Annotated in this window: 11 protein-coding genes; 8 read left to right on the top strand and 3 right to left on the bottom strand. The window is 32.3% G+C overall.

Going from position 1 to position 12,399, the window contains the following annotated elements; translation table 11 throughout:
• Positions 1 to 28: 28 nt before the first annotated feature.
• A complete protein-coding gene (locus OD917_RS19560; RefSeq protein WP_263525099.1) occupies positions 29 to 586 on the top strand; it encodes a DUF4956 domain-containing protein in 558 nt (185 codons plus the stop codon).
• On the opposite strand, the gene OD917_RS19555 is transcribed toward OD917_RS19560, so the two are convergent.
• Positions 583 to 2,460 carry a PEP/pyruvate-binding domain-containing protein gene (locus OD917_RS19555; protein WP_263525098.1) on the bottom strand — a complete coding sequence of 626 codons (1,878 nt, stop codon included), beginning with the start codon at positions 2,458 to 2,460 and terminating at the stop codon, positions 583 to 585. The genes OD917_RS19560 and OD917_RS19555 overlap by 4 nt on opposite strands.
• 142 nt (positions 2,461 to 2,602) lie before the next feature.
• Between OD917_RS19555 and mnmA the strand changes: the two genes are divergently transcribed.
• The 5 genes from mnmA to OD917_RS19530 all read left to right on the top strand — a co-directional run bounded on the left by mnmA (position 2,603) and on the right by OD917_RS19530 (position 9,480).
• Positions 2,603 to 3,790: a tRNA 2-thiouridine(34) synthase MnmA gene (mnmA, locus tag OD917_RS19550; protein WP_263525097.1), complete on the top strand. Its 1,188-nt coding sequence runs from the start codon at positions 2,603 to 2,605 to the stop codon at positions 3,788 to 3,790.
• A gap of 41 nt (positions 3,791 to 3,831) precedes the next feature.
• Positions 3,832 to 5,439, top strand: coding sequence for a S8 family serine peptidase (locus tag OD917_RS19545; RefSeq protein WP_263525096.1), 1,608 nt, complete (start codon positions 3,832 to 3,834; stop codon positions 5,437 to 5,439).
• Between the two features lie 10 nt (positions 5,440 to 5,449).
• Positions 5,450 to 6,394, top strand: coding sequence for an NAD(P)H-dependent flavin oxidoreductase (locus OD917_RS19540; protein ID WP_263525095.1), 945 nt, complete (start codon positions 5,450 to 5,452; stop codon positions 6,392 to 6,394).
• 19 nt (positions 6,395 to 6,413) lie between these two features.
• A complete protein-coding gene (locus tag OD917_RS19535) occupies positions 6,414 to 6,824 on the top strand; it encodes a hypothetical protein (RefSeq protein WP_263525094.1) in 411 nt (136 codons plus the stop codon).
• Positions 6,825 to 7,035: 211 nt separating this feature from the next.
• A complete protein-coding gene (locus OD917_RS19530; protein WP_263525093.1) occupies positions 7,036 to 9,480 on the top strand; it encodes a T9SS type A sorting domain-containing protein in 2,445 nt (814 codons plus the stop codon).
• A 68-nt stretch (positions 9,481 to 9,548) separates the two neighbouring features.
• Here the strand turns inward: OD917_RS19530 and OD917_RS19525 are convergent, their stop codons facing one another.
• Positions 9,549 to 9,983, bottom strand: coding sequence for a DUF4268 domain-containing protein (locus OD917_RS19525; RefSeq protein WP_263525092.1), 435 nt, complete (start codon positions 9,981 to 9,983; stop codon positions 9,549 to 9,551).
• 92 nt (positions 9,984 to 10,075) lie between these two features.
• Between OD917_RS19525 and OD917_RS19520 the strand changes: the two genes are divergently transcribed.
• The gene (locus OD917_RS19520) at positions 10,076 to 10,726 is read left to right on the top strand and encodes an NUDIX hydrolase (protein WP_263525091.1); all 651 of its coding nucleotides are present in this window, start codon (positions 10,076 to 10,078) and stop codon (positions 10,724 to 10,726) included.
• 126 nt (positions 10,727 to 10,852) lie between these two features.
• Complete coding sequence (locus OD917_RS19515; protein WP_263525090.1) at positions 10,853 to 11,662, top strand: lysophospholipid acyltransferase family protein; 810 nt, start codon at positions 10,853 to 10,855, stop codon at positions 11,660 to 11,662.
• A 98-nt stretch (positions 11,663 to 11,760) separates the two neighbouring features.
• Here the strand turns inward: OD917_RS19515 and OD917_RS19510 are convergent, their stop codons facing one another.
• On the bottom strand, positions 11,761 to 12,393 hold the full coding sequence (locus OD917_RS19510) for a hypothetical protein (RefSeq protein ID WP_263525089.1): 633 nt from the start codon (positions 12,391 to 12,393) through the stop codon (positions 11,761 to 11,763).
• Positions 12,394 to 12,399 lie beyond the last annotated feature (6 nt).

Genomic DNA, 12,399 nt, shown 5'->3' with positions numbered 1-12,399 from the left:
CATTTGAGTAACCAATTTATTGTAACCAATGGGTTTAAATGAACTTTTAGGACGATTTTCACTGCTGTTTTGCTCAATTTTAGTTCTGTATTTTTTCTCCAACAGAAAAGATAATGCAACTATAAATCCGTTGATGGTTATTGTTGGGCTTTGTACTTTTTCTCTTTGTTATCTTTTTACCAAAATAGAAATTGGAGTCGGAATTGGTTTTGGTCTTTTTGCCATTTTCTCTATACTTCGTTTTAGAACACAATCTTTTACCGTAAATGCGATAATTTTTCTTTTTGCGACAATTACATTGTCAATTCTCGATATTATGTATCCGTTTGAAAAGATTGAATTGCTGTTATTCTTTCAAATCATTATTATCGGATTTTATGTAGTAGCTTCGATTATCGTCAATAAAAAAGCTTCAAAATACCTGAATTCCGTTGATGTGAAAATTCCGCTTGACGATAATTTTTCTTTAAATTCAGAAGCAATTCGAAAATCAATTCAAGAAAAAATTAAGATTGAAGATTTCGATTTTAGAATTGTATTAATCAATACGACGGCCAACGAAATAGATTTATTGGTTTTCTATTAATCGTTGAACGGACGAACTTGTTTGATATACAAATCTCTCTTTTCGCCCACAATTTTAAACTCGATATCTACTGGATGAAATTGGTTTTTGCGCCAATAGCGATACATTTTGGTTTCGATTTTCTTGCTGACATCATACAGATTACTCATTTCTTTTCGGCTCAATAAAGGCTCGTTATTATTCAAATTTGAGTTGGAAGTATAATCAATATCAAAATCAGTGTCGTCTTTTCCATCGTTGAAATGATAGGCAACAAATTGCTCGCAAATTTCTCCTTTTTCTGGTTTTACAACCGAGTTTTCTCCTTTTTGAATATTAACCGTAATTCCCGGAAAATTTTCTCTAAATATATTTTTAGTGATAATGACGCCATTTGCCAATTCGTCAGGAAAAGAGCGATGAACGAGAACGCCCATTGCAATATTTTGCTGATCAATTCCAAAAAGCTCTCTTTCGTTATACGAAGCTTCATTCCAGACACTTGCCCAAACTTGTTTGATTGCTTTTTCAAAAGTTTTGACAGAATCGCCTAAAATTCCAGTTTTAGAATCATATAATCCAGCTCCATTAAAATCATCCAGATCTTCTGCGTTTGTTGATGAACGGAATCGGAAGTTTTTGAATTTTGCATTTTTAAAAGTTTCGTTCAGTTTGGCAATTAAAGCGGGATCAACATTTTCTTTTTTGATAGCGTCTCTGATTTTCTTCAATTGTTTATTAATCCAAACTGTTGAATCTTTGTGCGGATAAACTAAAAGTTCGACAATTAAAGGAGAAATAGAAGCTTTTTGAATGTGTTGTGTATAAAAATAGAACGGAATGGCATGCGCATTTTCTGGAACTTTAAACGGAATTTCTTTTGAAATTGCAATTAAATACGCCATGTTTTGTGCTTTCGAGCCAATATAATTCACTCCCTTTTTTGGAATTTCAGATAAGTTGACCAAATCAGTTACAGAATTGTCGATTGTTAGTTTTTTCTTTTTTCCAGTAGATTTCACTGGAATTTTTTTAGTGGTTTCTTTTATGAAAAAAGTATCGACTTCTATTTTTAATTCTACTTTTTTAGAAAGCAGTTTTTTGATATTGTTATCTTTTTCAATATCGGTATATGCCATAATCGGAATCTTTCTGTTTTTTCCTAAAAGAACCAAATGGCTTAATGGAGTTTGAAGTTCATTTACAATAATTCCCCGAACATTTGGAAGAATATCTGGTGTTCCATCCAAAATAATAATTTCATCAGAATTAGGTTTTGTAGTTTCTAAATCTTTGATTTTATATTGTTTCAGAATTCCAATATTACTGCCACGAACCACTTCTTGATATTTTAATTCGCCAAAAATATAATCTGATTTTATGCAAGGAATCTTGAATTTCTGTTGCTGAAACCATTCCATCATTTCAGGATTATTCAAGTAGAATTTTAGTTTTTCACCAATAAAAGTGGAATTTTTGACCAAATTAAAAAATCGCTCAATTAATTGAATTGGCATATGATCTGAAGCTGCCAATTCAAAAATCCATTTTTCAGTTCCTTTAATGTGATTTAGATTTCCAAGAAGAAAGTCTCTGCTTTTCTCCGTATCGCTGTAATTTTCATTATTAAAAACTTCAAGATCTTGGCTATAGCCTAAATAATTGGTTACAAAATCGTAATGAAGTAAAATAACACTACTGTTGAAGTAATACATTTTCTGTTTTCGCAAATCGTAAATCACTTTAACCGATTCGATATTTGAGAATTTATCAGACAAAGGTTTTCCTCTAAATGCCTTGTAAGCTTCGTAATTGGGCAGGGACGCGCTAAATCGCTGCGCACTTAAAGAAGTCAAGGCAAGAAAGAAAAACAGACTGTAAATGTATTTTTTCATGGTTTAAAAATGTATGATTAAATGTAATTAAAAAAGTAATAAGTTTTATCTACTGGAGGATTGCTTAAACTAATGAAAACCATTGTGAAATTTTCTATTATTTGGTGTACCTTTGCAACCTTAAAAAATTAAACATTTCAAAATGAAACGAGTAGTTGTTGGACTTTCAGGTGGAGTAGATTCTAGTGTTGCAGCATATTTATTGCAGCAGCAAGGATACGAAGTTATTGGCCTTTTTATGAAGAACTGGCACGATGATTCGGTTACTATTTCTAACGAATGTCCTTGGCTGGAAGACAGTAATGACGCTTTGCTTGTTGCTGAGAAACTAGGAATTCCGTTTCAAACTGTTGATTTAAGTGAAGAATACAAAGAAAAAATCGTTGATTATATGTTCAACGAATATGAAAAAGGAAGAACTCCAAATCCTGACGTGCTTTGTAATCGCGAAATCAAATTTGATGTGTTTATGAAAATAGCTTTAAGTCTTGGTGCAGATTATGTTGCAACTGGACATTATTGCCAAAAAAGCGAAATTGAAGTTGACGGAAAACCTGTTTATCAATTAATTGCAGGAGCAGACAACAATAAAGACCAATCTTATTTCCTTTGCCAATTGTCTCAAGAACAATTGTCTAAAGCTTTGTTTCCAATTGGAGCTCTGACTAAACCGGAAGTGCGCGAAATTGCAGCTGAAATGGAATTAGTTACAGCAGAAAAGAAAGATTCACAAGGTTTATGCTTTATTGGGAAAGTGCGTCTTCCAGAATTTTTACAGCAAAAACTACAACCTAAAGAAGGTAAAATTGTTCAAGTGGATAAAAATGATCCAATTTATACTGTAGAAAAACCGGCTGGAATTTCTTTAGAAGAAGAATTAAAATTTGAATCTAGAAAATTAGAATATCTTCCAACAATGGGAAAAATAGTTGGAAAACATCAAGGAGCTCATTATTTTACAGTTGGACAAAGAAAAGGATTAAATGTAGGCGGAACAATAGATCCTTTGTTTGTAATTGCAACCGATGTTGAAACTAATACCATTTATACAGGTATGTCTAGCGAGCATCCAGGTTTGTTTAAAAAAGCGCTTTTCGTAGGAAATTCTGAAGTACATTGGATTAGAGAAGATATGACTTTGAAAGCAGGTGAAAAAATGGAAGTGATGGCTAGAATTCGTTATCGTCAGCCTCTTCAAAAAGCAACTCTGTGCCAATTTGAGGACGGAATGTATGTCGAATTTGAAGAGCCACAGTCTGCTATTACAGAAGGACAATTTGTTGCTTGGTATTTAGAAAATGAATTAGTTGGTTCGGGAGTAATTTCTTAGCTTTATACCTTATTTGGGAGAAATTCCTTAAAAGGTATAATATGAAATATAACTTTACTTTTCTTTTAATACTTCTTTCGTTCTCAGTATTTGCGCAAGAAGATGCATGGGTTTATTTTAGTGGAAAACCTAATGTACAGGCTTTTTATGATAACCCGCTGACTGAACTTTCGCAAAGAGCTTTAGATCGAAGAACAAATCAAAACATAGCATTAGAGGTTACAGATGCTCCGATAGAAGCTTCATACATAAGTCAAGTAACAGCAAGTACGGGAATTACAGTAATGGCGCAGTCGAAATGGCTAAATGCGCTTCATGTTCAGGGAACACAAGCTGATATTAATGCTTTGAAACTACTATCTTTTGTATCTAAAATAGAGTTTGCTAATAAAGCTTTAAATACTACTTCAAAAAGAGTTTCTGAAACTTCAACAAGCCAAAGTAAAGACAAGTTAAAAGCAGCTGTTGATTATACTTATGGCAATTCTGCGAGTCAGATTCAAATGCTAAATGGCCAAGTTTTGCATCAGCAGAATTATACGGGAGAAGGAAAAATCATAGCAGTTTTAGACGCAGGATTTCCAGGAGTAAATACAGCACAGCCATTTGAAAATCTTAGAAATAACAGCAAAATCTTAGGTGGCTACGATTTTACTACTAGAAATAGTGATTTCTATACAGGAGATGATCACGGAACAAAAGTGCTTTCAACAATGGGTGGTTACAAAGAAAATTCATTAGTAGGAACTGCACCAAATGCATCGTATTATCTTTTTATTACAGAAATTGATGCATTTGAAAACCCATTAGAAGAATCTCTTTGGGTGGAAGCGGCTGAAAAAGCAGATGCTTTGGGAGTTGACATTATTACAACTTCTTTAGGATATTTTGGAGAACGCGATAATCCTGATTATAATCATTCTTACAGTGATATGAACGGAACTACGACCTTTATTTCTCGTGGTGCAGAAATTGCTTTCAGCAAAGGAATATTAGTTTTAGCTTCTGCAGGAAATGAAGGAAGTCAACCTGAAAAACACATTGGCGCTCCGGCAGATGCCGTTTCGGTTTTAGCAATAGGTTCGGTTACTGCTACTAAAGTGAAATCAGGATTCAGTTCTATTGGTCCAAGTTACGACGGTAGAATAAAACCTGATATTATGGCGCAAGGAACGGCTTCTGTAGTTTCTGATCCAAATGGTGTTATAGGAACAGCAAACGGAACTTCATTTTCATGTCCGATCATGGCAGGAATGGCGGCTTCATTATGGCAAGCTTTTCCGTCAAAAACAAACAGAGAAATCAAACAGATGATTTTGGCTTCTGCAGATCGATATACAAATCCAGATAATAATTACGGATACGGAATTCCAAATTTTGGAGCTACTTTAAGTGTTGACAGTTTTATAGCCGAAGCGTCTTTTTCGGTATATCCAAACCCGACAAAAAATGAAGTTTCTTTCTCTTTTTTAACTGCAAATAATGCGGCATCAGTAATTATTTATTCTGTATTAGGACAGAAATTAATTGAAGGGAAAATTACTAATTCAAATCCAGCTCTTTCTTTACAGTCACTTCAAAGCGGACTTTATTTTTATAGTTTTGATGCTGATAATCTGCATAAAACAGGAAAGATAATCAAACAATAATTTCTTTTTGATGAATAAAATCACGAAACTTTTCAATATAAAATATCCAATTGTTCAAGGTGGAATGATCTGGAATAGCGGTTATAAATTAGCGTCGGCAGTTAGTAATGCTGGAGGTTTAGGCCTTATTGGAGCAGGATCGATGTATCCAGAAATTTTAAGAGAACACATTCAGAAATGTAAAAAAGCGACTGATAAGCCTTTTGGAGTCAACATTCCGATGTTATATCCAAACATTGAAGAAATTATGAATATTGTGGTTGAAGAAGGTGTGAAAATCGTTTTTACTTCTGCTGGAAACCCGAAAACTTGGACTTCTTTTTTAAAGGAAAAAGGAATTACAGTAGTTCACGTTGTGAGTAGCAGTGTTTTTGCTCTAAAAGCGCAAGAGGCTGGGGTAGATGCAGTTGTAGCTGAAGGTTTTGAGGCAGGCGGTCATAATGGCCGCGAAGAAACAACAACGTTGACTTTGATTCCAATGGTAAAAGAAAAAATTAAGATTCCGTTAATCGCGGCTGGAGGAATTGCAACAGGAAGAGGAATGCTTGCTGCTATGATTTTAGGAGCAGATGGAGTTCAAGTTGGAAGCCGTTTTGCAGCATCGATAGAATCTTCTGCACACAATAACTTTAAAGATACAATAGTTAATACTAAAGAAGGAGGCACACAATTGACTTTGAAAGAATTGGCGCCTGTTCGATTGGTGAAAAATAAATTTTATCAAGATGTCCAGGACTTGTACCAAAAATGTCCGTCAAAAGAAGAATTGGTGCAGCTTTTAGGGAGAGCAAGAGCCAAAAAAGGAATGTTTGAAGGAGATTTGGATGAGGGAGAATTAGAGATTGGTCAGGTTTCAGGATTAATTCATGAAATTTTGCCAGTTGAAGAAATTATTCGACAAATGATTACCGAATTTGAAGTTGCATCCAAAGAAAAGATTACATTTGATTTTTAATTACTGCACGAAATATTTTATGAATTCTTTACGCACCTATATAATATTGCTTTTTTTAGCATTTGGACTTCAACATGTTCAAAGTCAGTCTTATCATTTTAAGACTTCTGGTTTTAGCGTTTTGGAGAAAAATCAAAAAGGAAAATGGGGCGAATGGTCTAATCTTGATTTGGTAAATCTTTCAGTTGTTTTAGATACAAATAAACACAGGATTGTAGTTTATTCTCAGGAAATTCAGCTTTATAGTATTTTAGATTATATTGAAAGAGAAGAAAATGACACCGATATTGTGTATTCTTTTATGTGTAAAGACAATGACGGACGAGAGTGCAAACTATCGATTATAACGCGTAAAAAGCAAGATTATCGTAAACAGCTTTATATTAATTATGACGATCATATTATCGTTTATAATATTATTACGGTTTAATATCTTCCTAAAAACATTAAATCTACACGGAATAAAATCAAGAAAAATAATTCAAATTATTCTTAATAATTTATTTTCCTTCGTGCATACTAACGTATGTGGGGAATTGTTATATTTGATTCGTTAAATTAGTTCTAAGGGTTTTTTATCAAACCTAGGAAAACTGTTTAGCTTTACTAAAATCAAAAAAAACAATTAACCATTCTTGCGTATGAAGAAACTTTACACGTTGTTATTATTTACTTTTTTCGGACTTTTTGCCTCTTATGCGCAAACTATAGACGAAACTTTTGTTCAACCAGTTGCCTACAAAGCAGCAAAAATTTCTGTAATAAAAGAACTTTCTGATGGTAAAATCTTATTAGGAGGAAAAATTGATTTTTATAAAAATAAAAAAGTAAGCAATCTTATTAGATTGAATGCCGATTATTCGCTTGACGAAACTTTTGTTTTTAATGGAGATCTGACATCAGAGATTAAAGATGTTAAAATTCAGAGTAACGGGAATATTATTGTTTTAACTACAAAAGATAATTTAGGGGCTCCAGATTTTTTTAAACTGTATCAACTCGGTACAAATGGAGATATCTTAAATGAAGTAAATACCCTTTTTAATGTTACATCTATAGCTGTTCAAACTGATGATAAAATATTGGTTACGGGCGGATCAATTGGATATTACAGTTATACGAGCTGTTATTTAAATCGTTTTAATAGTGATTTTACTCTTGACGAAACATTTAATAATGACTTAGCATTTAACGGGTCAACAAATACTGTTGCAGTTTCTGGTAATAACATTTATGTTGGAGGTTCGTTTAGTGACATTAGTGGAGTTTCAAAGAACAGTCTTGTAAAGTTGGATTCAAGTGGAAATATTGACAATACATTTGATATTAGCGATAATATAAATGGAAGAGTATTTTCTTTAACCCTTCAAGATGATGGTAAATTATTAATTGGAGGAAATTTTTACAGAATGCTGGGCGGCGAACCTACTTATAATATGTGTAGGTTAAATACTGACGGAACAGTTGACAACACTTTTACTAGCACTTATTCTAACTTTTATGTATCTACAGTTGCAGTAAAAGACTCAGATATATATTTATCATGGTATGAAGCTGCACTATCAACGAGTATTTTAGTAAAACTTAATTCGGACGGATCAGTTAATCAGAATTTTGTGCCTGTGAAATTGAATGAATTTGGTTGTCAATTGTTTACAATGGCAATTGTAAATGATAAAATAATTTATAGCAACTCAGGAAATGTTGGGAATAAATTTGGATTATCAGTAAGCGATTTAAATGGTGCTTCACTTGATTCTTCAGAATTAAAAGCAAGTCAATACGGAAGTTTTGAAAAAGGCGAGTATTTTAATGGAAAATTAGTTGTTAAAGGTGATTTTGTCAAAATTAATGATGTTGAAACTTTTGGAATTGGATTATTGAATGAAAATGGTGCTGTTGATGAGTCTTTTGTACTTCCAAACTATCTTGGAGATATCAAGCAATTTCAGGTTATTGATAATGAAACCATTTTTGTAAGCACAAAAAGTAAATTGCTGAAATTAAATAATGAAGGAGTAATTTTAAAAGATTTTGTATATAAAGATGTTACTGCATTGCTTGGAGTTGAAAAGTTTAAAGTGCTTGACAATGGCAAAATTCTAATTACCGATCAATGGAGTTTAGTTCTTTTAAGCGCAGATGGTGTACAGGAAAAGAATTATATTTTGCAATCTGAAAATTACTATTGGTTTACAGGACTTAATTTTGAGCTTCAGGATGATAAAATTATTGTTGGCGCAATGTATAATGATTTTAGTGCGATACCATATTCGTATAAAATTTTAAGATTTAATATGGATGGTTCACTTGATGAAACATTTACTTTGAACGGTTCAGGTCCAGATACTACAGTTGGAAAAATAAAAGTATTGGATACAGGAGAAATTATTCTTGCAGGAGATTTTTTAAATTTTAATGGAATATCAGTTCCTAATCAAATTGTTAAGCTTTCAAAAGATGGCGAAATGGATCTTCAATTTAATGAAAATCAAAAAGAATCACTAATAGGAAATTCTAGTTATCATGATTACAGAAAAATAGAAGTAGTAGATTCTGTAATTTACATTACTGAGGGTAATGCAAACGTAACTGCAATTAATCTTGACGGAACTTTTGTAAAAGAGTTTGAAATGCCAGTTCAAATGGATCAAATAAGTGATATTGTTGCTCTAGAAGATGCTGCGCCTTCTAATACAGGAAAATTTAAAGCAAATGAAGATCATTATATTTTTGCAATAGGTTCATCAAAAAATACTGCGAATGGAGCATCATCGTTTATTGTTAAAGTAAATGTGGGTAAATCGGGCACATTGTCAACTGATAATCCAACACCAGATAAATTAAAATCAAATGTTCAAATTTATCCTGTGCCTGTAAGCAATACAGCGTATTTATCTTTTTCGAATGCTATTTCTCCAAACAAAGTTGTAATTTATGCAATGAATGGTTCTGAGATATATTCTGCGAAAATAGAAAATGCTGAAAGTGCAGAAATTAATTTGTCAAATTATAAATCAGGAACTTATATTGTAAAACTATTTTCTGATTCAGGAGTTGTGACCAAAAAGATTATCAAAAACTAACTCAAAATAAATTTAATGAAAAGGCCCGAAAATTATATTTTCGGGCCTTTTTTATTTTTTGAAATAAATTATTCTATGTCTTTAATAAACTCATCATATTCTAAATAGAACATTTCTAGAGCATGCATATTTTCGTTGAAAAAATCAAAAATGGCATCCCAATTATTTCTATTGCTAAAACCAACACCAAGTTTTTCCACCCAAATTCTACTGATGGTTTTGCCACTTTCAAGGGTGTGATTTTTTTCAAAAACCAAATCTTTGATAAATTCTTCTTCCAATATACTTTTTAAAGCTTCTAGTTTTTCGAAATACGCATTACGTTTTTCATCGCTTCTTTGTTCGATATCAATTAAAACCTGTGCCTTTTTATTATCTACATAAAATTTAAAAGAGAAATCTTTGATTTTTGTGTCGTAAAGCACCCATTTGCGAGGATATTTTTCGGCAAAAGCTACCCAAAATTCCCTTTTAATTCTTTGTGATTCTTCTCTGCTGTACATTTTTTTAGGCTTTAATTTTAGAAAACTTGCGGTACTGCGTTTTCTGGAGTATATTTATGTTTTATTTGAAAGTACAAAAATAAGCTTTGATTATGAATTTTCAAGACTTTTTGAAATATGTTCCCAATATAATTCCAGTTGAATTGCCCGCAGTAAATGCACACTTAAAAATGGCTCCAAAAGAGCGTATAGAGGGATTAAAAAATCTTGATATTGAATCATTAAATGCTAGAATGGCTGGAGTAATGATGCTTTTTTACCCTAAACAGGAAAAAACGCATCTTGTTTTGATTGTTAGAAATGCTTATGATGGTGTTCATTCAGCTCAAATTGCATTTCCGGGCGGAAAATTTGAAAAAGAAGATCTGAATTTTGAAACAACGGCACTTAGAGAAACACAAGAAGAAGTTGGAATTACAAGTGATAAAATTGAAATAATCAAGCGTTTTTCACCAATGTATATTCCGCCAAGCAACTTTTTAGTACATCCATTTTTAGGAATTGCGAAAGAAGAATTAGCATTTTATCCTGATGTTAGAGAGGTTGCGGGAATCATTGAATTGCCATTGTCCGTTTTTTTAAATGATGAAATAATTATCGAAGCCAGATTATCAACTTCTTACGGAGCAAATATTTTGGTTCCAGCTTTTAATATTCAGAATCATGTCGTCTGGGGAGCCACAGCAATGATTTTGAGTGAATTGAGAGATGTGTTGAAAGCAACTTTCTCGAATGAACTTTAAAAAACTATATTTAACAATTTGATATTCATTTTAATAGAGTATAATTGGAGAAATTGTTTTATAGTGTTGCTAAAAGAATAAATTTTGTATGTTTGCGACCTAACAAAAAAATAAGATAAAATAGTTATGGGATTGTTTAAACGAAATCCTTTTGGGCATATATTATTCATCAAGAAATGGTTGATCCGAATTCTGGGTGCCATGACTCATAGAAGATATAGAGGTTTTAATGAATTGCAGATCGAAGGATCTGAAATTATTAAAACGCTTCCTGATAATAATGTTTTATTTATATCCAATCATCAAACTTATTTTGCAGATGTTGTAGCGATGTTTCATGTCTTTAACGCAAGTTTATCAGGACGTCAAGACACTATTAAGAACATTGGCTATTTATGGCAGCCGAAAATGAATATTTATTATGTTGCAGCAAAAGAAACCATGCAAGCAGGCTTATTGCCGAGAATTCTAGCTTACGTTGGAGCAATTACAGTTGAAAGAACCTGGCGTGCAAAAGGTGTCGATGTGACAGAAAAACGCGAAGTAAACCCGAATGATACGGAAAATATTAGAATAGCACTTTCAGATGGCTGGGTTATTACATTTCCGCAAGGAACAACAAAATCATTTAAGCCTGTTCGTAAAGGGACTGCACATATTATCAAACAGCACAAACCAATTGTAATTCCGATTGTAATTGATGGTTTCCGTCGTTCGTTTGATAAAAAAGGACTTCGAATGAAGAAAAAAGGAATTCTACAATCTTTCATCATCAAAGAACCTCTTGATATTGATTATGAAAATGACACGATCGAAGAAATCGTAGAAAAAGTAGAATACGCTATTGAACAACATCCATCATTCTTAAAAGTTATTCCTGCCGAAGAAATAAAAGCACAAGAAGAACTTAATAGATTAAGACAGTGGGAGTACTAGGGGTTTTAGATTTCAGAGTTTAGATTTTTTGTTTCAAGTTTCAGGTTTCAAGTTTAAAAAAAACTTTGAACCTTTGTAACTCTGTACCTTTGAACCTTCTAAAAATCTATCTTCTTCAACTCTTTATAATTTGCATATAATCTACGTAAAAGTGTTCCGTAAATAATTCTGTAGAAACACCAGAACAACCCGAAGAAACCTAGAATTACAAGAAACAATATCCCAATTGTAACAAACATGGCTTTTCCGTTCATGGCTAATTTTTCTCTAAGAAATTCCATGTCTGGATTGTAGACAAAAGCAATAAAGAAGCTTAAAATAGCCGTTATTACAATCATTCCTAGATTATACCAAACATAATATTGAACTGTTTTACGAGTCTTTAAAATAGCACTCATCAATGATTTTGTGGCTATCGTGGTCGAAATTGTTTTGTAGTTTTTGTAGAAAATGTAAACAAAAATTAGAACTACAATATAATTGAAATAGGTTAGAAATTCTAATGCCATTACAATTTCAGGATGATTCATTTTGCGCAAAACATCATCCGTATTGATAAATAAGTTTGAAAAAGTCCAAAACGAAATTTCCAAAATACTGATAATTAAAATCCATTTTACAATTGAAGATGATTTTTTATGAATCATCCTATAGATTTCAGTTTCAGAAATTTGTTGAAAAGAACCTGAGTTCTTTTGCCAGTCTTTTTTTAGTAAATCCAGTTCTTTCATAATAAT

Origin of the sequence: Flavobacterium sp. SH_e (assembly GCF_025717045.1) — a bacterium.
Lineage (GTDB): Bacteria > Bacteroidota > Bacteroidia > Flavobacteriales > Flavobacteriaceae > Flavobacterium.
This window is presented reverse-complemented; position numbering and strand designations above follow the sequence as displayed.

Bases quoted from the DNA above. Each gene is read 5' to 3' on its own strand.
- OD917_RS19555 (WP_263525098.1), bottom strand. From the start codon at position 2,460: ATGAAAAAATACATTTACAGTCTGTTTTTCTTTCTTGCCTTGACTTCT.
- OD917_RS19510 (WP_263525089.1), bottom strand. From the start codon at position 12,393: ATGAAAGAACTGGATTTACTAAAAAAAGACTGGCAAAAGAACTCAGGT.
- mnmA (WP_263525097.1), top strand. From the start codon at position 2,603: ATGAAACGAGTAGTTGTTGGACTTTCAGGTGGAGTAGATTCTAGTGTT.
- OD917_RS19535 (WP_263525094.1), top strand. From the start codon at position 6,414: ATGAATTCTTTACGCACCTATATAATATTGCTTTTTTTAGCATTTGGA.
- OD917_RS19525 (WP_263525092.1), bottom strand. From the start codon at position 9,983: ATGTACAGCAGAGAAGAATCACAAAGAATTAAAAGGGAATTTTGGGTA.
- OD917_RS19540 (WP_263525095.1), top strand. From the start codon at position 5,450: ATGAATAAAATCACGAAACTTTTCAATATAAAATATCCAATTGTTCAA.
- OD917_RS19545 (WP_263525096.1), top strand. From the start codon at position 3,832: ATGAAATATAACTTTACTTTTCTTTTAATACTTCTTTCGTTCTCAGTA.
- OD917_RS19530 (WP_263525093.1), top strand. From the start codon at position 7,036: ATGAAGAAACTTTACACGTTGTTATTATTTACTTTTTTCGGACTTTTT.
- OD917_RS19520 (WP_263525091.1), top strand. From the start codon at position 10,076: ATGAATTTTCAAGACTTTTTGAAATATGTTCCCAATATAATTCCAGTT.
- OD917_RS19560 (WP_263525099.1), top strand. From the start codon at position 29: ATGGGTTTAAATGAACTTTTAGGACGATTTTCACTGCTGTTTTGCTCA.
- OD917_RS19515 (WP_263525090.1), top strand. From the start codon at position 10,853: ATGGGATTGTTTAAACGAAATCCTTTTGGGCATATATTATTCATCAAG.